Genomic DNA, 22,866 nt, shown 5'->3' on the forward strand with positions numbered 1-22,866 from the left:
TTATAAGAATCTGAGGTATCGTCTATGGAAAATATGCAAATTCCAAATCGCAGTTTGGTTCAGCCCTTTGTACCCCCGGGTGCAGTCTCTTCTGGTAGCGATAAAGCTTCTCTTGAAAAAAAACCTGCGATGGAAGCTAAAAGTTCAGGTCGTAAATTTGTCGAATCGCAACCGGGCGATAGCTTGGCTCAAGTGACAGATAAAATTAAGGGTTTATCACAATCTTTAAAACAAATGCCAGCAGTCAAAACACCACCCCCTCTTCCAACAGCTCCAAAGCCTCCTCTTGTGGATAGGCGCCAGTCCCTTCCTTCTAGAAGCGCTCCTAGTACAGATCAATTAATCATGACTTCGCGTGAGTCGCTTGCTACAAGAAAGCCACCGCCTGCTCCCCCTAGTCAACCTTCAAGTAAAGTAACTGAACGGCAGTCTTTTCCGCAAAGAAAACCTGTAGAAGCAAGTCAAACTGGTCAAGTCACTGAAAGACAGTCTTTTCCGCAGAGAAGAGCTGCATCTCCAGCTCCGTCATCCGTTCGACACTCAGCACCCGATATTTTAACTCAGCGTGCTAAACCCCTGCCTCCCACGCCAAAAATTACGCAAATTCTTGAAAGAAGCCCCATCGGAAAGGCTATTGCAAGTCATCGTATGGCTAAAGGTGAGCAACTTCAAGGCCTACATAATATGAAATTAGATAACATTGCCCCAAAAGAAGAAACTAAAAAAGCCGTGCCACCTCAATTCACCCCTAAATCGGAGATTGACGCTGTTTCATCCAAATCTGTAAGTAAATTATCTGATTTGGCAAAAAAACAGCCTGTTAATAAAGAGCTAACTAAAGAAATTGCTTCAACTTTGCGAAGGGAAGCAGATGCTTATTTTAAAAATCTAGACTTACATGGATTAGCAACAAAAAAAATTGATAAAAAAGGGGAAGTTCCTTCTTACGATGCTTTGGCTAATTTTTCACAAAATATTTCTTTTTCTGTAGGCAAAGAAATACTCGGAGAAAAAAATGTTGGTAAAAGAGCTGCTCTTCTTTCTTTTTACGCCCAAGTTGGGAAAGATGCATGTGAAATGGGCGATTTTTGCACAGGAATGGCTATCTACTCAACCTTAAGCAGTACCTCGATTGACAGGCTAAAACAGACTGCTAATGTATTGTCACAAGATGGAAAAGATGCAAATGAGTATTTGAAAAATGTTTTCGATCCAGGTGAAAATTTTAAAAACTTACGGACTGCTGAAAATAAATTTAAAGAAAAAGGACTCACCCCACTCCCTGCTCCAGGTGTTTTATCTCGAGCGATTATTATTGGTGGATCAGAAAATAAAGCAGAAAATCTTGGTGAAGTTTTTGAAAAGATTCTCAAGCCTTTGGTTGCAATAAAAGAAACTGAATCGACGCCACCAATACCTAGAAATGCGACAATTCTAAAAATGTTTTCTTTTGAAGATACGAAAGAATTTAATGGATTTATCAAAGAAAATATTAAAAAATTGGAAGCACAGGCAAAAGAATTCGGAATGCAACAAGCCACAGTTAAAACTAGGGATGAACACATTAAAGATTATTTACAGTCACTTTCTTTAAAAAGAGAACCAAGAAAGTAATCCCTATTTAAAAGATAACTATAGGCTCGATCTTTTGCAACCCATTTGAAGCAGCTAAATAGACTTCATTGGGTTGCATGATAGAAGTCAGCTTTTCCATGTTGTCTTGCTGGCTGATAAAATCAATCGTATGCAGGGAAGCCAGCATTTGAATAAAAGCAGGAAGAGGTTCTCGGTCTAATACGTTCACCAAAACATTCCAGTTTTCTCTTTGTCTCAATTGCTGAATGGCATCAAAAAGCGCCGCACTAAACCCATCTTTACTCGATAAGCCAATGATTGCTAGAAATTTTCCTCGTAAAACTTCTTGAAGGGCGAAGAAATGATTTTCATTAAAAACTTTATTATCCACATCTAATTCTAATAATCGATGGGCTAGGTCAGATATAGTCACCCGAGCACAACCAAAACGTTCAATGGCAATGCCCGCAGCTACATTGGAAAGTTGTGCTGCTTCCCCTAAGGATAAACCTGAAGCAACAGAACATGCGAGTATGGCCAAGACTGTATCCCCAGCTCCTGTCACATCTTTGACCTCCCGAACAGCCACAGGAAAATCGTCTCGTTTCCCATTGGGATAAAACAAAGAAATTCCACATTCTGAACGTGTAATCATTAAAACTTCGGCTTGTGTCAATTTAAGAACCCGTTTAGCCACTTCATCCAAAGAAGTTTCGAAGGGTAGGTTCACGGCTTCATAAGCTTCTTTGAGGTTTGGTTTGATGACCGTGGAACCTTGATATTTAGTAAAATCAATTCCTTTAGGGTCTGTAATAACAGGAATGCCTCTTTTTTTCGTTTCAGCCATTAATCCACTCAGCAATGTGGGAGATAAAAAGCCTTTGCCATAATCTGAAATAGCCACAACTTTCACGTCTTCCAAAAGCGAAGAGAGTTTTTCTATCACTTGTTGTTCTAGCATCTCTGGAATAGGCAAGATACGTTCATGATCCACCCGTACAATTTGTTGATTTTCGGCAATCACGCGATTTTTAACAGGTGTTGGGTAACCGGCTTGAATCATTAGCCCCGCAGTAGAAATCCCTTCATCTTGGAGTGTCTCTGCAAGCAATTTACCTGATAAATCTTCTCCAATACGCCCAACAGCAATGACATGAGCACCAAGAGAAAGTAAATTTAACACAACGTTTCCAGCACCTCCAGGACGATGTTCTTCCCGTTCGACTTGGATCACAGCGACTGGTGCTTCGGGTGAAATCCGACGCGCTTTTCCTATTGTATACGTATCAAGGAGGAAATCTCCAATGACCATTACTTTTTGATTAGAAAGTTGGCTAATTGAGCCCGTCAGTCTTACCATCTTTTCTCCGGAAGCAAATAATTTTGAACATAATCTTTTACAGATTCTTCGAGAGGAGTACATTTTGCTAGATCGCCTAAAACACCCCATGTTCTAGACATGTCTGCACATGTATAGTTTTGATACTTGCCTAATAAATCAGGTGGCATGTCAATATACTCAATGTTTTCTGGAAGATTTAACGCTTTAAAAATAGCCTTGGCAAGATCATTCCACGTTTCAGCTATCCCTGTTCCTATATTAAAAATTCCCGTTACATCATTATCTAAAAAGGAACAGGTCATGCGAGCCACATCTTTCACATAGATAAAATCTCGTTGTTGCCCCCCGTTTGAAAAATGAGGATCATTTGATTTGAATAAACGGATTTTCCCTTCTTTCAAGGCCATAGGAACCACGTGCATTATGGCAGAAGCCATACGTCCTTTGTGCCACTCATTTGGTCCGAAAACATTAAAATATTTTAAGCCTACGATTTTATCTAAGATTTCTTGTTGAGAAGCCCATAGATCAAAAAGATGCTTAGAGTATCCATACATGTTGAGTGGGGCTAATTTTTGAAGCTCATTGTGGCTATCTTGAAATCCATCGGATCCGTCACCATACGTCGCAGCAGAGGAAGCATAGATAAACCGGTGATTATTTTTGATCGCATATTCGGCGAGATGGACAGTAAAGCGATAGTTATTCTCCAAGAGGTAGTTAGCATCTTTTTCCACCGTGCTGCTGCAAGCCCCTAAGTGAATAAAAGCGTCGATAAGATGCTCTTTTCCTTTAAGCCATTCAAAAAGATGATGTTTGGATATGATATCAATGAATTGCTTGCCGACTAGATTTTTCCATTTATCACTTGTTCCGAGATCATCCACAACGACAATATTGCGAAGTCCCTTGTCGTTTAAATGGTGTATCACCCCAGAGCCAATAAAACCAGCCCCACCAGTGACAACAATTAGTTGATCGTCATATATTTTCATTTTTCCTCAGAACTAAGCTAAAAATTGGCAAGCATTCTATTTATACGAAGTGAATGCGAATTGTATCAAAAAGCTAAATTGATCCAAATCGTTTGTTTTATGCAAGATCAATCTCCTCTACATACTTTTTGTCCAAGCCATTTAGTTAACGAAAACGGCATGATCGCCAACTTTTAGTAATCCTAAAATTTTTTTTCCATAAGACTCAAAATTTTTCTCAAAGCTCGCAATTGTGTGACTTCATTTTTTTTGAGTGATTTCATTTTTTCATCGGAAATCGAAAAAGCCAATTCTTTAATTTTTTGTAATTGATTTTTTTCTCCAATCAGTTCTTTTGCAAACATCTCAAAAAAGCTTTGATCTTCGTCGTCTGGAAACACCTTCATAAAATTCAAGGCCTTTTCAAAAAGGCCCTCATTTACAAAAATTTGACAAATTCTACGAAGTGTTGGTTTTTTAAAACCGTTGCGTGGAACTTCAAAAGCAAAATCCAGAGCCTCTTCAATTAAATTCTTATCTAAGCAAAAATTAATCGCATCATTTAAAACAATGTTTTTAAAAGCTACGTTCGAAATTGAAAGAGCACAATTTTTGGCATTTGTAAAATCCTTATTTTGCATAAAGATTTTGCAAATATCTTTTTTAGTTCTATTTTGGTCATACGGATTTGAAATTTCACATATCATTTGCATTGCATGGTCGAATTGCTGTTTTTTTGCAAATTCAACTGCTATTCTACGAAGTGTATCTGTAGGGTTTGAAATTTTTTTCAGTAGTTTCCTTACCTGATCGAATTGCTGTTTTTTTGCCAGCTTAACTGCTATATCACGAAGTATAAGTGGATCGTAAATTTTATCCATTAGTTCCACAGCCTCATCAATTCGGCCTTTTTTTATCAAGCTTTTTGATAGCATTTTAAAAACATTGCCATAACTTGCTTTAGGTATTGTATTCGCCATAGCTAAGGCAAAATCAAGCTCTTCATGACGAGTTAATTTTAAACAAATTCTTTGAAGGTTGTATGAATCATCCTTAAAAATTTCATCTAAATAATGACTTATTTCAGTGTATAAACTATTCTTAATAAAATCTTCAGTTATTGCTAGATTTTTTTCTAAAGATTCTTCTTGCTCAAAAATATCGTCAAATAAAAAAGGCATCCTCAGATTTTTAGAAGATTCTTGCAGGCTTTTTAATTCTTCTTCCGTAAAATTTTTAATCAAATACCAAATTTTTAATCTTTCTTTAAAAATGGAAATTTTTAATTGAGAAAGCGTTGTAACCTCAGAAAAATCAAAATTTTTTTTAACTTCCTGAATATAATCCTTTCTCGATTTCCCTAGCGCATCTTCTAAATTTTCTTGCGATTGAATATGCTCAACTAAAAAATCATGTAATTTGTTAATTAGTAGGGATTCATCTCTAATACGATTGCTTATTGCGATTTCTCGCAGCCGAGAATTGACCAGAGTGGCATTTCTCCAATCCTTTCCTAAATAGTCGAAAATAGGCAAAAGTACTTCGGGAGGGAAATCCGAAACATGCTTAAATGTTTGAGTGGTTTTTATTGCATTGATGCGATCAATGATTTTATTAAATGCTTTTTTATTTTTTTTCAGGTTCTTTTTTTTAAGTTTTTTGACAATTTCTACAAGTTGTAATTGATCAAGATCTGTAAAAAAAAATGCATTTTTATGAGCAAATTTTTCAATGCTTTTAGCAACCTTTAAGGAATTTGTCTGAGCTAAATGAACTTTCGGAAGAAGAGAAATAAACCATTTTAGCCAACCAACAACAATACTATCTGGTTTTGATGAAATTCCCCATTTTGTATTTAGGCAAGCTTGAGGTAGATCGCTTTTTTTCTCCAATTTGCTTAAGTGAGCTCGATAACTTGCTTCAGTTTTACATAGGGGTACGGCCACTTGCATGCTCCTTGACAAATATTCTGGCAAGACGATAGTAATTCAATGAATATAAATCAATAAAATGAATGTAAGTAAATGAATGTTAAAAAAAATATTGCTCATTTTTTTTAGATCATATAGATGAAAAGCCACAACCCATTGAAATACCTACCTATCAAAGTGCTCATAAATAACCTGCAACATTCTTGTATTTACGCTAATAGATATTTTAATTAAAAAAATCATATCGCTTTATATTCAATTAAATGTATTATCATAGTTTAGTATTGAAAAGTTATTAAATTAGTAAATCCAAGAGAAGAATTTTATGTTCGTCCAAAAGCCTTCAGAAACTACTAATATTTATCAAACTTTTGAAGAACCAGCATTAGGGGTTTTTACAAACATTCCCCCTGAATTAATCATGCACACCTTATCTTTCCTTAATAGAGAAGATCTTCCGCCTATATTTCTTATAAATCGAACATGGAAGTTACTTGCTACATCAGCTTGCGAACAGAGAGAAAAGCGCAAAATTTTAGAACTAATCGATTGCATAAAATGTCAAGTACATGAGCACTACCCAGAGATTTCGCAAAAATTAACAAATTTATGCTTACAAATTGCTGAGAACTACAAAAATCGAGATTTATCCTTTAATTTGATTGCATTCATAAAAACGCAAAAATTTGAACTTCTGTCGATGTTGCAGTCCTTAAAAAAAGAAGATGCGAAACATATTGATATTAAAGATTTTAGATCGCATGAATTTAAAGATTTTTTAGCTCTCTTAGATCTAGAGATATCTTCTTTTGAATGTTTATCTATGACTAATGAGGAAGAAAAAGCTAAAATCCAACATGAGCTTATTCAAGAATATCTTAAGTTAAATCATGCAGAAAAAGCTCTAAATCTGGCTAAAATAATGTCCGAGACTATAGGGATAGTTTGTTTTAGAAAACGTTGTGCAATTTCCGAGATTATAACTAAATCTTCAGATTTAAATGTATTAGATGAAATTATAAAATCTAATTTTTTTCCTTTTGATGCGCATGAGAAAAATAATCTTAGATTAGAAGTTTCCAATAAGCTGATAGCTTTAAAAGAGTTAGATAAAGCTTTGGACTTAGTGGATTCTTTTTCAGAACTTGGAAAAGAAAAAGGGACTGCACTCGTAAATGTCATAAAAGCATCTCCTTCATTAGAGCAATTAGATAGAGTGCATCGGGCTGCCAAAAAAATTATTAACGATGAAGATAAATTCTGTGTATTACGTCCTCTTGTAACTGCATTCCGATCTTTAAAATGCTTCCAAATAGTCGATCAAATTAACCAAAGTATACCACCTGTTAAATTCAATATGGAAGAACTAAATGAATTACTAGGATTGTGATTTTTACCAAGGGAAACACTTTAAAAGTTTTTATTCAAATTCAAGCTAAATCCTCCAAGAAAATTTTATTAAAGCATTTCTGGTTTGAATTTTTTACGCAGATTAAGAGATTTTCCAGAAACCATAAACTGCCCATCTCCCCTATAATGAATGGTTGTTGGATATTTAGGTCTACGCGGCGCATAGGCCCTCACAACTTCAAAAATGAAAAGAGAATATTTCTTCACTTGGCTGGAATCTATCAGTTTACATTCGAAATTTGCATAGCATTCTTGGATAAGTGGAGCACTAACTTTTACTCCTTTTGCTGCCGTTAAACCAAATTCTTTGAACTTATCAATTTCAGCTCCTGTCGTATTTCCTATTCCCACAATCGTATCAGCCATATCAACCGTTGGAATGTTAAATACACATTCTTTACTTTTATAAATCATTTCAAAACTATGATTCTCTGTCCATATATAACAACCTATAAGAGATGGCGAAAATCCCATCACCATATGCCATCCCATCGTCATAATATTCTGCTCAGATTTCCAGGCGGAGCTAACTAAGACAATCGGGCCAGGCTCCAAAAAGCGCCTAATATCATCCACCGGAAAATCGTATTTCTTGTATTTCTTATAAATTTTCATATCCCTCCCTCATTCTAAATAGAAAATATTTGATTTATTTCATACTTTAGAGAAATCGGGCATATTTTTTACATCAAAATATATAACTTGAAATGCTTAAAATCCTCTCAAATAGGAAAATTCCATAGGAGAATTAAAAAACTGCGATCGATTTTATCTGATTTTTTTTAATTCCTCACTTATGGTCTGATAAATCTGATTGAGATGTATATGGGTTGTGCAATAAGGTGGCATTAAATAAACCGTATTTCCTAATGGTCGAATTAAAAGACCTTCACGTAAAAAAGATTCACGTAATTTTAAACCGATATCATTTAGATAGCCATCCGCCTGTTTCGTAACAACATCAAAGGCCGCGATTGTTCCACAAGTTCGAATGTTTTTAACGGTAGCATGCTGCTTTTGTAATTGCTTCAAGTGGCCTCTATGATGGCTTTCCATTTGTTGAAAAATGGCTGTTGATTCATGCAGAAGTTTTAGTGATGCACAAGCAGCTGCACATCCTAAAGGATTGGCTGTATAAGAATGTCCATGAAAGAAGGTTTTCATTCGGTCATCGCTCAGAAAGCCTGCAAAAATTTCCTCTGTACAAACGGTGAGAGAAAGAGGCAAAAATCCCCCCGTTAGTCCCTTTGCTAGGCAGATGAGATCGGGAGATGTTTTAGCTTTTTGGCAAGCAAACCACTCCCCTGTTCTTCCAAAACCCGTCATGACTTCATCGTAAATCAACAACGTCTGATAATCTTTTACTAGTTTTTGTAATTTTTCCAAAAACTGTGGCCGGCACATCCGCATACCACCAGCTCCTTGAACAAGGGGTTCAATAATCACAGCTGCGTATTGACCTGGATTTAAAAGAAAACAGTCTTCAACAGCTTTTAAAGCTTTAGCTTCCTTATCTTCGATATCTTCATCATCGATATGTGTGGTTGGGTAGGGTACAAAATGAACCTTGAATAACAAATCCTGGAACGGTGATGTAAAGAGTGAACGCTCACCGACTGACATAGCACCTAAAGTGTCGCCATGATAGCTTCCCTCAAAACATAAGAAAAGCCGTCTATCATTCTCCCCTTGATTGCGCCAATATTGATAGGCCAGCTTTAAAGCAACTTCTACTGCCGTCGAACCATTGTCAGAAAAAAACACTTTTGAAAAATGATTGGGCAAAACATCTAATACCATTTCAGCTACCTGCTCAGCAGGTTCATGCGTAAATCCGGCGAATATCACATGTTCCAATTGTAAAGCTTGGGCATAAATGGCTTCAGCTATGCGAGGATGTGCATGTCCGTGGATATTCACCCACCAACTAGAAATGCAGTCAAAAATCTTTTGACCTTCATCTGTTATTAAATATGGACCTTCCCCTTTAACAACTTTCAAAGGAGATAAAGTATTTTTCATTTGGGTGAAGGGATGCCAAATCGGAGAATTTTTCATAGAGAACCTTTAGCAAAAAGCTTGGTATGCGTGAAGTAAATGTTGAGGAGAGACAGATGCAAGCGGTTCGATTTCCGCTAAAATAGTGACCTTTCCATAGTGAGAAATGGCATGCGCGTTGACATCATTTTTGGGACCATTCATGACCACGCCTAAAATTGAAATACCGGCATTTCGTAAACATTCAATGGTCATTAGGGTGTGGTTAATCGTTCCAAGAGTGGTTGAAGCAACAATTAATATGGGTATGTTCAAAAGACGCAATAGATCTAAAAGAGTTTGATCCGAATTGAGTGGAACGAGTATTCCCCCCGCGCCCTCTAAAATCAGGTGCGGCAGAGATGTCTGTGGAATTTTAATTAAATCTAAGTCAATTTCCACTCCTTCAAGTTTTGCAGCAGCATGTGGGGAAAGTGGTTTAGAAAAGCAATAGGCCTCTGAAAAAAAATGATGATCAGGTAATTGAGTTGCCTTTTTGACAAAAAAGGTATCCGTTCCATATTCTGAACCTGTTTGGATAGGCTTCCAATAAGCCGCTTTTAATCCATAGGTTAAAATGGCGGATACGACTGTTTTTCCAACATCCGTTCCTGTTCCAGTCACAAAAAATTGGGAAGGAAATGCATTGTGCATGAGAATTCTCCATGGTTATTTCTTCGAAATTACCCTTTGTTTAATCAAATAGGAGTTGATTTCTTGAATAATTTCGTGAATATCTTGGGGAAGTTTAAGGTCTAGCGCTATTTTTCCCAAATTTTTTAAATGAGCAACCCATAAATTTTTAAGCGATTTAAATCCTGTTTCATCAAATTGGATGGATCCTTCTATTTTTTTAATAGAGATGCCGAAGGTCAAAATTCATCTTTTACACTATTGGAAGGGGATCTCTCATTTTCCTTATGTTTACATCTTGTGCGTTTTGATAATAGACGTGTGATTGCTTTGGGTGAAGATGGTATTCGAAGGGATTATAAGGTAAAGTCATTTCATTTGAATCTGGTGGAAAAAAAATACACGATCAAAAAGCTGATTTAACGATCGGACAATATACAAAAAGTAGCATTAATGAATTTGCTTTAAGATTTTTTCGAAAACCAAGAAATCCATAATTCCGAATTTCGCCAAATTCAAAAAGATGAAAATGAGAGAAAAGCTAACATAAAGGCAGAAAAAAAATTGGGGGATAGAACTAGCGAAGAAAACGTAATGAAAAATCTTTACTTAATGCAAAAAATATATCCATTTAATAAGCCAGAATTGCAGAAGAGACGCCATGCGCTTTTGCTTCCTTAGCCGTAAAGGAAAATTTAGATAGAAGAGAATGAAGGACATCAAAGCGGGTTGGCTGTTTCATATCCTAGCCTTAATTTAATAAAAACACCCAAAATATCAATTGGGTTTTTCTATTAAACTTTTATTACTCCAAAAACCACTCGATAAGAAACCGTAATTTCAGAAGGACTCTCGTGATTCCAGGCCTTAATCAATTGTTTTAAGGTTAGAGGTGCAAGTTGTTTGCCCACAGAGGTTGAGGCCCCAATATTTTGCAAATGGCGAAAAAAATGAAGGGCTGAAGGATAAAATAGAGAATAGGTTTGTATTTCGAATACTCCCTCAGGGTAAATACTTTCCAAGTCTTCAACTTTTGGTAAAGGATTCGCTGTATAAGGAAGATGATAAGCCTGACAGATGTTTTTCCACTCAGCAAAGCTCCCCTCAACGAGGGTCGAAAAAAAGAGAATGCCTTCTCGTTTTAGGGAATCTTGCAGTTTAGAGAAGCTTTCTTTGAATCGACTAAACCATTGAAAAGCCAAATTAGAAGCGATAAATGCGTAGGCCTTCTGGGGATAGTTTTCTCCATCTTGCACTGAAAAGCTTAAATTGGAATGGCAATAATTAGATTTGCACTGTTCCACCATTTGAACGGATAAATCTGTAATATCCATCGGTTTGCTTGGAAATAGTGTTAATAGCTGTTTCGTTAAAAAACCGGTTCCACATCCAATTTCGGCACCAGCTCCAGGCACAATTATGGCCTGATAATTCTTTATTATCTGAGCAAGTCGCTCCGCACACATTTTCTGTAGAATAGCCTCTTGTTCATATTGAATGGCTGCCTTTGAAAAATTTTGAGCGATCAATTTTTTAATGTTTTCCATACGCAAAGAGCCTCTAAGAGTTTTTCAATGTGGAAAGTCGTGTGAGCCGATGATAGAGATAACCGAAGACGCGCAGTGCCCTCTGGAACTGTAGGAGGTCTTATGGGAAGTGCTAATATCCCCTGAGTTTCTAAAAATGTAGAAAGAGAGCACGCTTTTTCATCTTCCCCAATCAAGACAGGAATCACATGATTTTTAGCTATTCCAACATCATATCCTAGTTTTCTTATTTCATTACGCAAGAAAAGACTTAAATTTTGGATCACTTCTCTTTCTTTATTTAAATTAGGAATCATGTCTAAAGCCCCCGCAATAGCGCCTACCATAGCGGGCGGTAGAGCTGTGCTAAACATCACACCCGAACATTGATTAACAAGATGCTGTTTAAGAATGTGTGAGCCCGCAATAAAACCGCCAAAACATCCTGCAGCTTTTCCAAAGGCTCCCATGACTATATCGACATCCTCTCTATTAGCAGCAAGCCCCATTCCATTTGGGCCTAATACTCCAAAAGCATGGGAGTCATCCACGTATAGCAATGCCTTAAATTCTTTAGCGAGCTGGCTTAGGCCATCTAAATCAGCTTGATCGCCATCCATTCCAAAAAAAGATTCAGAGACAATTAGGACACGCTGAAAACTTGTGGTATATTGTGTTAACAAACGCTTTAAATGTTGTAAATCGTTGTGATTGTAGCGCAAGCACTTTGCATGGGATAGTTTGGCACCTTGAAGGAGACTATTGTGATTATATCTATCAGACAGGATAAGAGTTTGTCTGTCCGCTAAAGCAGGCAAAACCGTCAGATTAGCCTGAAAACCACTGCAAAAAAGAAGTGCATCTTCTTTTCCAATTGATTTTGCAAGTTTTTGTTCGGTTTCCTGATGGTAGGGCCAAGAGCCACACACGATTCTCGAAGCCGTGGCGCCAGCGCCATATGTTTTCAAAAATAATTGAGATTTTTGAATCACATGAGGATGGGTGGAAAGGCCTAAATAATTATTCGAACTAAAATTGATAAGAGTTTTTGTGTCATAAGAAAGAATCGCTCCATCAGCTTTTTCAAACTTTTTTATAGATCGATTCCGATGGCTTTCTTCTCGTTTTTTTTGTTGTGCCAAAAAAAAGTCTGCCCATGCCATTTTTATTCTTATCGTTGAGACAGTAGCTGAATGATTTGCCTACAGAGAGCTTTACCTTCCGGAAAGGTAACATGCTGAATGGCTTCTGACAGCAAAACCCACTTTCCGTTCTGAATTTCTGTTGGTTGTAAAGCAACTTGTCCAGTTACTTCCGCGACAAAATAGTAAACACTTTTTCGTATTCGCCATCCGGATCGCTGAAATTCGTAATGTTCTTCAAGTGGCTGAGGAAAGAGAATTTGAGAAATAGATAACCCTGTTTCTTCAAAAAGTTCTCGTTTAGCTGCTTGAATATCCGTTTCCCCTTTATCAGGATGACCTTTGGGAAAGCTCCAGTAGCCCGCGAGCATTTGAATTAAAAAAACGTGCCATTCCCCATCCTTTTTTTGGAGGGGAATCACACCATAGCTTAAATCGAGTTGAGTAGAATCAGTCATGAGTATTCGGGTTGTAGGGTGCAAAAACGAGAGTCGCATTGTGCCCTCCAAATCCAAATGAATTCGAGAGAGCGGCTTTAATTGTGAGTTCTTCAGCTGTTCGAGGAACATGAAAATCCAAGCCAGGTTCTGGATTTTCAAGATTTAACGTGGGATGTACTTTGCCTTCAGCAATTGCTTTTACAGTCACAATCGCTTCTACTCCTCCAGCAGCACCCAAGCAATGTCCAATAATAGACTTTGTTGCATTCATTACAACTTTTGAAGGGTTTGGAAGAATCAGCTTTAAGGCATTGACTTCGGCCATATCGCCAACAGGAGTTGAGGTTGCATGCGCATTCACGTAGTTGATATCTTCGGCAGAAATTCCCGCATCCTTTAAGGCTTTTTTAATACATAAAGCAACCCCTTTTCCGTCAGGTCGGGGCTCTGTAATGTGGTGAGCATCGCATGAGGATGATCCGCCTAAATACTCTGCATAAATTGTTGCGCCTCGTGCTAAAGCATGCTCAAGACTTTCTAAAACAAGAACGCCAGCGCCCTCTCCCAAAACAAAGCCGTCGCGATCTTTGTCCCAAGGGCGAGAAGCTTTTGTCGGTTCATCATTGCGTTCTGATAGTGCTTTACAAGCACTAAATCCTGCGAGTCCAATAGGAAGAACAGTTGCCTCGGCTCCCCCGCAAAGCATAATATCAGCTTCACCGCTGCGAATATGAGAAGCCGCCGCGATAATCGAGTGATTACCGGTCGCACACGCTGTTGAAATGGAATAGTTTGGTCCCATGAAGCCAAGTTCTTTAGCTAAAAGGCCTCCGCCCATATTCGTAATGATGTAAGGAACGAAGAAAGGAGAAACTTTTTTGTAACCTTTTTCGATTAGATTTTGGACTCCATCGACGAAGGTTTTCATTCCACCCATGCCAGAGCCAATGATAATTCCGCAGCGCTCTTTGTCTAATTCTTCTTGCTTTTGAGCGTTTAATCCTGCCAATTCAAGGGCTTTTTTACCTGCGACAATAGTGTAAGCAATGAATTTATCAATACGTCTTGCTTGTTTTTTATCGATGTATTCACCGGGATCAAAATCTTTAATTTCACCAGCAAAACGAGTTGGATATTCTTCACAAGGAAATCCAGTAATGGGGGTGATGCCGCTTTTACCTTGCAATAAATTTTGATAAAAGAGATCGACTTCATGCCCTAAACATGAAACAAGACCCATTCCAGTTACAACAATTCGTTTTTTACTCATCGTGTCTCACCCTTTTTTTAATACTTTACCCTGGTATTTTGCGACTAGAATCGATTACGAGATCCACAATTCGCGCTTTGCCGAATAAAGATTCTAGTGCATATTTTTCACGAAGTTCGGGAACAAATAAATGAATAAGGATATCGCCGAAATCGATAATAACCCATTCCCCATCTTTTCCTTCGACATGCAAAGGAGTTAGCCCTAAAGGTTTGACAGCATCAAGGATGGTTGAAGCAATTGACGTCACGTGACGATCAACGGTACCCTCTGCAATGACAAAATAATCTGTCAAAGTCGATACGTCTCTCACATCTAACGCTAAAATATTACTTCCCTTTTTATCGAAAATTGCTTGTGCAATGACATTAAGAATTTTTTCATTCGAATCATTCATCTTGATATTTTAAGCCCCTAAACTCGGATTTTGTTAACTGAGTTTTTAAAAAAGTCTCTTTTTTAATTTCTCAACTGTAAAAATAAAAACAGCAGAAAACATTGTTTGATAAAAATGAGACAAACATAAAATTCAGATTAATAAGTATCCTTAGAGTATAGCTGATATTTCTCTATATAATCCAGTACTTTTTCAGGGACCCAATGGCCACAATAAAGACCCTTGGCAATTCTTGCGCGAATTTCTGTACTGGAAATCTCCATAACAGGGGTAATCGTCATTCCTTTTGAAATGGCCTGACTAATCGGATCATCCCCTCCTTCCCAACAACAGCCCTCTTGCCGGCAACCAACCAACGGTGGGGCAAACTGTACAATTTGTTCCGGTTCTTTCCATTTGAAAAAGGCGGCTAGATGATCATCCCCCATAAGTAAATGGAGCTGGCGAGGGTGAGACCTTAGCATTTCCTGTGCATGCAAAAAACGCAAAGTATCAACTGTATAAGAAGGTCCTTCTTTTTTGGTTTCAATATCTAAAAGCTTAAATTTTGAAATAGGCTCAATTGCCATAGCCACCATCGCTAGGCGGTGCTGACTATCAACTACTTGCTTATCTAATTTGTGCGGATTGATTCGAGCCGGACAAAACCACACTTCTGCTAGATCATGCTTCTCCATTAGTTGAATAGCAAGATTGAGATGCCCAAAATGGATAGGATCAAATGTCCCTCCATAAATACCGATCTTTTCAATCATTGGCTAAACCATGAACAACAATTCGCGATATTTCGGAAGTGGCCATTGGCCATCATCGACCAAAGGTTCAATTTGATCCACAATTTCCCTTAATTTTTGGCAAACAGGAATCACTTTATCGCAATAGGCGCGTGCCTTGTCTTTGAAAAAGAGTTTTTCAGCAGCATGACACTCTTCATCGAGCAAATGGGTATTTTGAAGCGCCTCTTCAACCAATCGATTTAATTTAGAAAGCCACTCTTTTTGCTGAGTGTTATCCAATCCTGAATTAATTTGTTGCAAAAGAGAAATCGTCTTAGCAATTTCTTTTTGCTGACGGATGGCAACGGGTAAAATCTGTGTTTGAAACATGTCTTTCATTAAATTCGCTTCTATCCGCACTGTGTGGGCATAATTCTCTAAAAGTACTTCATATCGACTTGTTAGTTCGCTTCCAGAAAGAATCCCTTTAAATGCTTCGGTAGAACTGGGGAATTTAAAAGCTTCAAAGGCATCGATTGATTTTCTTAAGTTAGGCAGATTGCGTTTGGCGGCTTCCTTTTCCCAATTTTCACTATAGTTATCTCCTGAAAAGCGAATCGCTTGTGAAGCCAGAAGATATTTACGAATGATCGGTATCGAAGCATCTAAAAGTGTTTTATTGGAATAGGAGCGATCTTCTCCAATATTTTGCTCAATTTCATTTAAGATTTGATGCAGACTATTGGACATAATTGTATTCAAAACAGTTACAGCCATAGAAGGATTTGCAGACGAGCCCAATGCACGAAACTCAAACTTATTCCCTGTAAAGGCAAAGGGGGAGGTGCGATTGCGATCTGTATAATCTTTGGTTAGATCTGGGATGACTTGCAATCCAAGGTCATACTTGTGCTTTGGGGAAGAAGAGATCGTTCCTCGAGCCGTGATCGCTTCGATAATCGACTCTAACTGATCTCCCAAATAAATGGAGATAATCGCTGGAGGAGCCTCGTGAGCACCTAAACGAAAATCATTGCCGGCAGATCCAATAGCCGCACGCAACAGGCTCGAATGCTCATGAACAGCCGATAGAGTTGCCGTTAATAGAATTAGAAAATGCAGATTGTTTTCTGGTGAATCGGTAGGATCGAAAAGATTGATGCCTGTATCCGTGCTAATCGACCAATTGCAATGCTTTCCTGAACCATTCAATCCTTGGAAAGGCTTTTCGTGCAATAAACACGACAGGTCATGTTTTAGCGCTATCTGTCGCATCAATTCCATCAACAAGATATTGTGATCAACAGCCACGGAGGCTTTTTCAAATACAGGCGCCACTTCATGCTGAGCTGGAGCAACCTCGTTATGCCGTGTTTTAACAGGAATTCCCAACTTGAATGCAGCCACTTCAAATTCTCGCATATATGCCAAAATACGATCTTTGACACATCCAAAATAATGATCTTGCAGCTCCTGACCTTTTGGAGAGGGTGCTCCGAAGACTGTTCTACCAGCTAACACAAGGTCTGGTCGTAAATTGCGTAAACCCCGATCCACAACGAAATATTCTTGTTCAAGCCCTAAGGTTGAATAAGCTCGGGTTGCTTCAATCCCTGTGAGCTTTAAAAGGCGTAAAACTTCCTCATTGAGTTTTCGATCTGAGCGTAAAAGAGGAATTTTACTGTCTAAAACATCCCCTGTCCAAGAAAAGAAAATAGAAGGAATGCATAAAGTTACACCATCCCCTCCCTCCCAAATGAAGACCGGAGAGCTCGGATCCCAGCCTGTATAACCACGCGCCTCAAATGTTGTACGTAATCCCCCTGAAGGAAATGAAGAAGCATCTGGTTCGCCTTGCAAAAGTTGTTTGCCACTAAACTTTTCAATGACTTGGTCTTCAGTTTCCCAATCGATAAAGGCGTCATGCTTTTCAGCTGCAGCCCCTGTTAGGGGTTGAAACCAATGACAGTAATGAGTAGCTCCAAGCTTGGTAGCCCACTCTTTCATCGCTGAAGCAATGGGATCAGCATATTCGGGAATGATTTTTTCTCGACCCGCTATGGCTTCTTGAACATTTCGAAAGATTTCTCTTGGTAACATTTTTTGCATAACATGTTGATTGAAGACATGTGTTGCAAAAATTTCAGAGGTACTGACGGAGGTTAATTCTTTTCCGAGAGATCGATTACGCTTGCCGGTTAGTTGTAGAGCATTAAAACGAGGATTCATACTAGTCTCCATGTTTTTTTAATCTAGGATCGTCCAGTTATTTTGTAGGCACAATGTGCGTAGCTTTTTGCTTGGATTCACAGCAACCGCATTTCCAACGGCTTCAAGCAAAGGAAGATCCGCAATATGATCGGTATAAGCTGTGCATTGCTGAATCGGCAACCCTTTCTCGTTTGAGAAAGATTTGACATACTTAGCTTTATCGCTTCCCAGTAAAACAGAAGCAATTCCTACCAGCTTGTCATTATCGACAATATAGGAAGTCCCGTTCCAATAATCTACTTGAAATCGTTTAGCGACGTGTTTAACTAAGAAACAAGGAGATGTCGACAAAATCATGGTATAATGATTGGATTTTTTTGCTTCGAATAGCTTGGTGACAACTACGGGATTCATCATTTTTTCAAAATGACAATCTAAAAACTCTTCGATCCAGCTTTCCAGCTGTGAAAAGGAGATGAACTGAAAATAAATTTTTAGGCAGAGAATGTGTAATCTACGAAAAGAACAAAAGCCTATTTTGTGAAATGCATAACACGCGACGAGTAGGAGCATTTTATAGCAGGCAAGTTTTCCTGTTTGGTATAAGTAGACGCCGAATTTAAAACTGCTGTTTTGAGTGAGAAGGGTATGATCGAGATCAAAAACACTAAGATGAGTGGGTGTTTTTATCATAAAATGGGCTATCCATCCAATTAAGTATGTTGAAGTTGATAACGCCAATACTGCGCCCCCTCAAATTTTTGCCTGAGGGGGCATAGTGCCAGAAAAAGGACTAAATCTTTTTCTTTAATTCTGCAATCTTTGCTTCGATTTCTGCAATTCCCGCATTGATTTTTTCAAGACGTTCTTTTTCCGCATTTAGGCGGGAATTCACGTTCAAGGATTGTTCAATGTCGAATCCGGAAGCATTGCTTGCCTTACGTAACACTTCGAGCTGAGCTTTAATTTCTTGACGACGCTCTTGCTTTTGCTTCAAAACTTCTTTGAGCTGCTGCATCGCTTGCTTATCGTTATCGGATAAAGCAAGGAGAGCATTTTCACGGAGCTCAGCGATATAATCGCGAAGAGGTTTGAGTAAACGTTCAAGTTCTTGCTTTTCCAATTTTGATGGAGCCGCATCTGTAATTTTTTGCAAAAGAACATCTCGTTCAGCTTCGATTTCCTGTATACTTTTTGTCGCATAATTTTTCATCAAAGATTCGATCTCACCCTTCAATAAATTCAAGGCATCACGTTTTTGACGATCTTTTTCTTTTACGCGGTTTAAGCGCTCATCTTCTTCAGCTTTTTGCTTATCATGGATTTTCTTGCGAACAATCTGAAGCTCATCTCTTAATGTTTTAATTTCATGCCTTCCTAGCTCCACACCACGCATATAGTGAGTGATTTCATCTATGCCTGTTTGTGCATCTGCGAGAGACATGCCCTCTTGAAAAGCTTGATCCAATTCTTGAATCTTAGCCAAGACACTTTCTGTGTTTTGCTTAAATGCTTCTCTTTGTACCGAGCGTTCTTTCTTACGTTCTTTTTCAAGCTTTTTAATTTCATCCCAGCAAGCACTCAATCGTGTTCGGCTTGTTGTAAAGGCGTAAGTGTTAAGTGTTAAAACTTTTGCAAATCCTTGTAAAAGCTTAATGTCTTCACGAAGATTGAAGAGCGAATTTTCGTGAATTTCGTCTTTAAAGTGTCCCTCAATGAACGCATTTACATCTTCAAGAAAATGATCGCTCACTTCTTTAATTAAATTTTTGCGTCTTGGAAAAACACTATCTCCCGCTTGTGATAAACGTTGGAAGAATTTATTTTTTTGACGAACACGCATTTCTGTTTTAATCAATTCTTTTCGTAAAGCATTAATTCTCGCAGCTTGCGCATTTAGTAAATTCAGTTCTCGTTGAATTTGCTGATAGAATGTTTGCTTTTCTTGAAAAATAGAATTTTCGATTGAAAATTGAGGAAGAGGTAATTGTTGTAGGGCTTGCTCAAACTCAATAATCTCTTTTTCAATTCCTTGAATCGCTATTTCAATTTGCTCAGCTGCAAAAGCACTTTGTTCATCCAAAATGTCTTTTAAGCGACGAGCTTCTTTTGATAGCTCAGTGTATTTATTCCAAAGAAGTGGACGTAAGGGAGACGTCGAATTTTCTTTAAACAAATCTAGGCAGACTTTTCGAATATCCCAAAAAGTACGAAAATCTGGGTTCCCAGATTGCGCTAAAGCGTTTTCCATGCGAGAAATAGCATGCTGCAATTTTCCTTCTCCATCTGGGAAATTGGCAAGCTCGGCTTGAAAGGCCTCTAATGCTGGAGAAGGTTTTCTTACGCTTTCATCGTGAGAAGATTCAAGATCATGTTCTTTCGGATCACTTGATGTATGGTGTTCGTTTTTATTTAAATGTTCGGTCTCTTGATGACCATCAGTATCCTGTGATTGTTCATGACTTTTTTCTGGATCTTCTTCGCGTAAATTTGTACTTTCAAAATGGTTCATGGAGATATCTTTATTGTTGGACATTAATTATTACCACAATTTTGCGGAAACTCTCCGCTTCAAGATTGACAATTCTTTTTTAGGAATTGTCAACAATTGCCCCCTGACCCAAAAACCCTGCAAAACTACGCAGTAGGCCGGTTTCAGGCTAAATCATAGAAGATCCTCATTTTTAGGTAAAGAAAATGTCTGAACCAACTCGAGAAGAAATGAAAACTTATTCAAATAAAAAATTATTTTTTGCATAAATAAATAATTTTAGCGCAACTTATGAATGGCTTTCACTAAATTTTGGACAAGCATTTCAAGTTTTGCTTCTATTCCCTTATCCAGTAAATTTCCTTGAGAATCAAAGACTTGAAAAGAATTGGAAATCGCGAGTTGATCGGGGATTACCCAAGTATGTAAATGACGACAAACCATTCGCATTGTTTGCAGTGCGTTCGTACTCATCTCTCCTCCGAGCACACTAATTAAAGCAACCACTTTCCCCTCAATATCTTCGTTATGCAGTAAATCGAGAGCATTTTTAAGGGATCCGCTCATACTACCGTGGTATTCAGGTGTGGCTAAAATGATTCCATCGGCTGTTTTAAGCATATCGCGTAGAGTTTCGACATCGGGGTAGTTTGCGTATTCTTTCTCGCCGCTGCAAAAAGGAAGATTCAAATCGCGTAATTCGACAATGTGTGGAGTCGCTTCCCAATTTTTGACTTTTTCAAGAGCCAGTTTTAGGGCCATGCTCGTTCGAGAGTGGACACGTAGGCTTCCGCAGATTCCAATAATTTTCATAAGCCAATCTCATAGTCTCTTCGAACCATTTCAACTGCAACCTCCAAATCATGAAGATCTAAGTCCAACCATTGAAACAAGGGCTCTTGCCTAAACCAAGTAAATTGTCTTTTAGCATAGCGTCTAGATGATTTTTTAAAGTCATCCATAAATTTCTGGAAATCTTCTTTTGTTTTGGGCGTTTTAAAATATTCCAAAGCTTGGCGATATCCAATAGCTTGAGCAGCAGACGGATTTTGAAGAAGCCCTTCTTTTTCCAATTTCTCTACTTCTTCCAAAAGACCAGCTTCCACCATTTTTTCGCAGCGATGATCGATGCGACGATAGAGATGCTCTTTAGGACGGTAAAGAAACCAACAGCGAAAATCGTAATTTCTAGGTTTGCGCCTTCCTTTCCAAGAGAGACGGCTGACTTTTTTACCCGTTAAAGTGAGAATTTCCAAAGCCCGGATAATTTTTTGTTTGTCGTGTTTTGTAATACTGTGTGCATATTGAGAATCCAGCTGTTTAAGCTTTTCGTATAGAAATTCAGAACCTTTCTGCTCAAGTTCAGCTTCGAGAGCTTTGCGTAATTCGGGTAAAGAGGGAGGTCCGCTTGGCGGACCGTATAGAAGAGAATGTAAATAAAAGCCGGAGCCACCCGTTATAATGGGAACATTGCCACGACTATGAATTTCTTCACAACATTGCCTTGCTTCATAGTAAAAGTCGACGACATTGTAAGCCTCGGAAACATCGCGAATATCTAAAAGATGATGGGGAATAGCTTCTCTTTCTTTTTGAGTTGCTTTCGCTGTTCCGATATCCATACCGCGGTAAATTTGCATCGAATCAGCGGAAATAATTTCGCCTCCAATTTCTTGAGCCAGCTTTAAGGAAAAAGCCGTTTTACCACATCCAGTAGGACCGGAAATGACAATCACTCTTTTACGAGGTCTTTGAAGATTTACAGGGATTTGTTTTTGAGCTTCAACCGCAAAATTAAGGACAATACGCTCAACTTCTTCTCTTTCTATAACGCCACTCACAACCAGGCCTTTTGTTCCATCTACTAGGAAATGATGCTTGATAAATACGTCTTTTGTGGAATTCACAAAATCAGCAAGAAAAATAGCATATCAGCATCGGTTGTTTTTGCCAAAGAATAGAATGATTAGTGAAAGGCAGATAGAGCGAGTTCTTTAGATGTCGTGATTTCAAGCACATGGTCAAACCCTGACATTTTCAAAACATCCATTACATTTGGTGTTACACAACATAGCACAAGCTTTCCAGAAAAAGCCTTCAATTTCTTTGAGGTTGATAAAAGCATGCGCATTCCAGCACTGCTTAAATAGCTAACCTCTGAAAAATCCATTAAAAGTTTGTAATGCCCGTCATTAATTTTTTCAAAAATTTTTTTTTCGGCTTTTGGTGATGAAATTGCATCGAGTCTTCCTTTGATGTGAAAGATGAGAATTCCGTGTTCTTGCTCTTCACTAATTTCAATCGCGCCTTCCATTAACGCCATAAAACATCCTCATTTGAAACAATCAAATTAAGAAGAAAGTCCAGCCATTTCAGATAATTTACCTTCAGAATCATGGTGGCTTTTTTTATCTAAAAATTGAACCCTTTCGGCGGCAACACGAAGTTTACAACGTTTGTCACCATCTTTGGCATGCCAGACATCGAGCTGTAAACGGCCCTCAATCAAGACAGAAGATGAGCATGATAGGGAATTGACACAATGTTCAGCCTGTTTACCCCATACGACAACATCGACAAAACAAACTTCGTGTTGCTTTTCGCCGTTAAAGCTTACAAATTCACGATTTAATGCTAATAAAAGATCTGTAACAGAAACTCCATTAGGAGTTTTTCGCAACTCGGGTTTGCGAGTGAGACGACCTGCAATTAACACTTTATTTAGTGCGACCATATCAGACTCTTCCTAATTCAAAGTATGAATAATCTGT

The 22,866-nt window shown here is 38.2% G+C and carries 21 protein-coding genes; 2 read left to right on the plus strand and 19 right to left on the minus strand.

Going from position 1 to position 22,866, the window contains the following annotated elements; all coding sequences use genetic code 11:
• Positions 1 to 24: 24 nt before the first annotated feature.
• On the plus strand, positions 25 to 1,614 hold the full coding sequence (locus tag AOM43_RS02650) for a RasGEF domain-containing protein (RefSeq protein WP_006340825.1): 1,590 nt from the start codon (positions 25 to 27) through the stop codon (positions 1,612 to 1,614).
• Between the two features lie 7 nt (positions 1,615 to 1,621).
• Here AOM43_RS02650 and AOM43_RS02655 read toward each other — a convergent pair whose 3' ends face one another.
• The 3 genes from AOM43_RS02655 to AOM43_RS13630 all read right to left on the minus strand — a co-directional run bounded on the left by AOM43_RS02655 (position 1,622) and on the right by AOM43_RS13630 (position 5,135).
• The gene (locus AOM43_RS02655) at positions 1,622 to 2,935 is read right to left on the minus strand and encodes a bifunctional heptose 7-phosphate kinase/heptose 1-phosphate adenyltransferase (protein WP_059358924.1); all 1,314 of its coding nucleotides are present in this window, start codon (positions 2,933 to 2,935) and stop codon (positions 1,622 to 1,624) included.
• Positions 2,929 to 3,912, minus strand: a complete 984-nt coding sequence (gene rfaD / locus AOM43_RS02660; protein ID WP_006340827.1) for an ADP-glyceromanno-heptose 6-epimerase — start codon at positions 3,910 to 3,912, stop codon at positions 2,929 to 2,931. Before rfaD ends, AOM43_RS02655 begins: the two co-directional genes overlap by 7 nt.
• Positions 3,913 to 4,094: 182 nt before the next feature.
• The gene (locus AOM43_RS13630; protein ID WP_226987376.1) at positions 4,095 to 5,135 is read right to left on the minus strand and encodes a tetratricopeptide repeat protein; all 1,041 of its coding nucleotides are present in this window, start codon (positions 5,133 to 5,135) and stop codon (positions 4,095 to 4,097) included.
• A gap of 1,012 nt (positions 5,136 to 6,147) precedes the next feature.
• On the opposite strand from AOM43_RS13630, the gene AOM43_RS02670 reads away from it, so the two are divergent.
• Positions 6,148 to 7,212 carry a hypothetical protein gene (locus AOM43_RS02670; RefSeq protein WP_006340830.1) on the plus strand — a complete coding sequence of 355 codons (1,065 nt, stop codon included), beginning with the start codon at positions 6,148 to 6,150 and terminating at the stop codon, positions 7,210 to 7,212.
• Positions 7,213 to 7,280: 68 nt separating this feature from the next.
• Here AOM43_RS02670 and AOM43_RS02675 read toward each other — a convergent pair whose 3' ends face one another.
• The 16 genes from AOM43_RS02675 to AOM43_RS02755 form a co-directional block, all read right to left on the minus strand.
• Positions 7,281 to 7,847 carry a flavin reductase family protein gene (locus tag AOM43_RS02675; RefSeq protein ID WP_013924902.1) on the minus strand — a complete coding sequence of 189 codons (567 nt, stop codon included), beginning with the start codon at positions 7,845 to 7,847 and terminating at the stop codon, positions 7,281 to 7,283.
• Positions 7,848 to 8,000: 153 nt separating this feature from the next.
• Positions 8,001 to 9,290 (minus strand): adenosylmethionine--8-amino-7-oxononanoate transaminase, encoded by a 1,290-nt coding sequence (bioA, locus tag AOM43_RS02680; RefSeq protein ID WP_006340832.1) that lies wholly within the window; start codon positions 9,288 to 9,290, stop codon positions 8,001 to 8,003.
• A gap of 9 nt (positions 9,291 to 9,299) precedes the next feature.
• The gene (gene bioD, locus AOM43_RS02685; RefSeq protein WP_006340833.1) at positions 9,300 to 9,923 is read right to left on the minus strand and encodes a dethiobiotin synthase; all 624 of its coding nucleotides are present in this window, start codon (positions 9,921 to 9,923) and stop codon (positions 9,300 to 9,302) included.
• 773 nt (positions 9,924 to 10,696) lie between these two features.
• Positions 10,697 to 11,449: a methyltransferase domain-containing protein gene (locus tag AOM43_RS02695; protein ID WP_006340835.1), complete on the minus strand. Its 753-nt coding sequence runs from the start codon at positions 11,447 to 11,449 to the stop codon at positions 10,697 to 10,699.
• Positions 11,428 to 12,591 (minus strand): aminotransferase class I/II-fold pyridoxal phosphate-dependent enzyme, encoded by a 1,164-nt coding sequence (locus AOM43_RS02700; RefSeq protein ID WP_059358928.1) that lies wholly within the window; start codon positions 12,589 to 12,591, stop codon positions 11,428 to 11,430. Before AOM43_RS02700 ends, AOM43_RS02695 begins: the two co-directional genes overlap by 22 nt.
• An 8-nt stretch (positions 12,592 to 12,599) precedes the next feature.
• Positions 12,600 to 13,028 carry a bis(5'-nucleosyl)-tetraphosphatase gene (locus AOM43_RS02705; RefSeq protein WP_006340837.1) on the minus strand — a complete coding sequence of 143 codons (429 nt, stop codon included), beginning with the start codon at positions 13,026 to 13,028 and terminating at the stop codon, positions 12,600 to 12,602.
• Complete coding sequence (gene fabF, locus AOM43_RS02710; protein WP_006340838.1) at positions 13,021 to 14,280, minus strand: beta-ketoacyl-ACP synthase II; 1,260 nt, start codon at positions 14,278 to 14,280, stop codon at positions 13,021 to 13,023. Before fabF ends, AOM43_RS02705 begins: the two co-directional genes overlap by 8 nt.
• Positions 14,281 to 14,305: 25 nt before the next feature.
• Positions 14,306 to 14,677: a ribosome silencing factor gene (gene rsfS / locus AOM43_RS02715; RefSeq protein ID WP_006340839.1), complete on the minus strand. Its 372-nt coding sequence runs from the start codon at positions 14,675 to 14,677 to the stop codon at positions 14,306 to 14,308.
• A 137-nt stretch (positions 14,678 to 14,814) separates the two neighbouring features.
• Entirely contained in the window at positions 14,815 to 15,432 is a 618-nt protein-coding gene (nadD, locus tag AOM43_RS02720) for a nicotinate-nucleotide adenylyltransferase (protein WP_059358930.1), read from the minus strand.
• Positions 15,433 to 15,435: 3 nt separating this feature from the next.
• Entirely contained in the window at positions 15,436 to 17,622 is a 2,187-nt protein-coding gene (locus AOM43_RS02725) for a glutamine synthetase III family protein (protein WP_006340841.1), read from the minus strand.
• An 18-nt stretch (positions 17,623 to 17,640) separates the two neighbouring features.
• A complete protein-coding gene (locus AOM43_RS02730) occupies positions 17,641 to 18,345 on the minus strand; it encodes an HAD family hydrolase (RefSeq protein ID WP_226987370.1) in 705 nt (234 codons plus the stop codon).
• Positions 18,346 to 18,397: 52 nt separating this feature from the next.
• Positions 18,398 to 20,116, minus strand: coding sequence for a hypothetical protein (locus tag AOM43_RS02735; RefSeq protein WP_226987371.1), 1,719 nt, complete (start codon positions 20,114 to 20,116; stop codon positions 18,398 to 18,400).
• 258 nt (positions 20,117 to 20,374) lie between these two features.
• Positions 20,375 to 20,908, minus strand: coding sequence for an NADPH-dependent FMN reductase (locus AOM43_RS02740; protein ID WP_013924900.1), 534 nt, complete (start codon positions 20,906 to 20,908; stop codon positions 20,375 to 20,377).
• A complete protein-coding gene (gene miaA, locus AOM43_RS02745; protein ID WP_006340845.1) occupies positions 20,905 to 22,002 on the minus strand; it encodes a tRNA (adenosine(37)-N6)-dimethylallyltransferase MiaA in 1,098 nt (365 codons plus the stop codon). Before miaA ends, AOM43_RS02740 begins: the two co-directional genes overlap by 4 nt.
• Positions 22,003 to 22,061: 59 nt before the next feature.
• Positions 22,062 to 22,418, minus strand: coding sequence for an STAS domain-containing protein (locus tag AOM43_RS02750; RefSeq protein WP_013924899.1), 357 nt, complete (start codon positions 22,416 to 22,418; stop codon positions 22,062 to 22,064).
• A 27-nt stretch (positions 22,419 to 22,445) separates the two neighbouring features.
• On the minus strand, positions 22,446 to 22,829 hold the full coding sequence (locus AOM43_RS02755) for a single-stranded DNA-binding protein (RefSeq protein WP_013924898.1): 384 nt from the start codon (positions 22,827 to 22,829) through the stop codon (positions 22,446 to 22,448).
• Positions 22,830 to 22,866: the final 37 nt, after the last annotated feature.

This window comes from Parachlamydia acanthamoebae (assembly GCF_000875975.1).
GTDB lineage: Bacteria > Chlamydiota > Chlamydiia > Chlamydiales > Parachlamydiaceae > Parachlamydia > Parachlamydia acanthamoebae.

Coding starts and splice junctions, on each gene's coding strand:
- AOM43_RS02655 (WP_059358924.1), bottom strand. CDS start 2,935: ATGGTAAGACTGACGGGCTCAATTAGCCAACTTTCTAATCAAAAAGTA.
- AOM43_RS02675 (WP_013924902.1), bottom strand. CDS start 7,847: ATGAAAATTTATAAGAAATACAAGAAATACGATTTTCCGGTGGATGAT.
- AOM43_RS02740 (WP_013924900.1), bottom strand. CDS start 20,908: ATGAAAATTATTGGAATCTGCGGAAGCCTACGTGTCCACTCTCGAACG.
- AOM43_RS02750 (WP_013924899.1), bottom strand. CDS start 22,418: ATGGCGTTAATGGAAGGCGCGATTGAAATTAGTGAAGAGCAAGAACAC.
- AOM43_RS02695 (WP_006340835.1), bottom strand. CDS start 11,449: ATGGAAAACATTAAAAAATTGATCGCTCAAAATTTTTCAAAGGCAGCC.
- bioA (WP_006340832.1), bottom strand. CDS start 9,290: ATGAAAAATTCTCCGATTTGGCATCCCTTCACCCAAATGAAAAATACT.
- bioD (WP_006340833.1), bottom strand. CDS start 9,923: ATGCACAATGCATTTCCTTCCCAATTTTTTGTGACTGGAACAGGAACG.
- nadD (WP_059358930.1), bottom strand. CDS start 15,432: ATGATTGAAAAGATCGGTATTTATGGAGGGACATTTGATCCTATCCAT.
- AOM43_RS02755 (WP_013924898.1), bottom strand. CDS start 22,829: ATGGTCGCACTAAATAAAGTGTTAATTGCAGGTCGTCTCACTCGCAAA.
- AOM43_RS02705 (WP_006340837.1), bottom strand. CDS start 13,028: ATGACTGATTCTACTCAACTCGATTTAAGCTATGGTGTGATTCCCCTC.
- rsfS (WP_006340839.1), bottom strand. CDS start 14,677: ATGAATGATTCGAATGAAAAAATTCTTAATGTCATTGCACAAGCAATT.
- AOM43_RS02735 (WP_226987371.1), bottom strand. CDS start 20,116: ATGAACCATTTTGAAAGTACAAATTTACGCGAAGAAGATCCAGAAAAA.
- fabF (WP_006340838.1), bottom strand. CDS start 14,280: ATGAGTAAAAAACGAATTGTTGTAACTGGAATGGGTCTTGTTTCATGT.
- rfaD (WP_006340827.1), bottom strand. CDS start 3,912: ATGAAAATATATGACGATCAACTAATTGTTGTCACTGGTGGGGCTGGT.
- AOM43_RS02650 (WP_006340825.1), top strand. CDS start 25: ATGGAAAATATGCAAATTCCAAATCGCAGTTTGGTTCAGCCCTTTGTA.
- AOM43_RS02700 (WP_059358928.1), bottom strand. CDS start 12,591: ATGGCATGGGCAGACTTTTTTTTGGCACAACAAAAAAAACGAGAAGAA.
- AOM43_RS02670 (WP_006340830.1), top strand. CDS start 6,148: ATGTTCGTCCAAAAGCCTTCAGAAACTACTAATATTTATCAAACTTTT.
- AOM43_RS02725 (WP_006340841.1), bottom strand. CDS start 17,622: ATGAATCCTCGTTTTAATGCTCTACAACTAACCGGCAAGCGTAATCGA.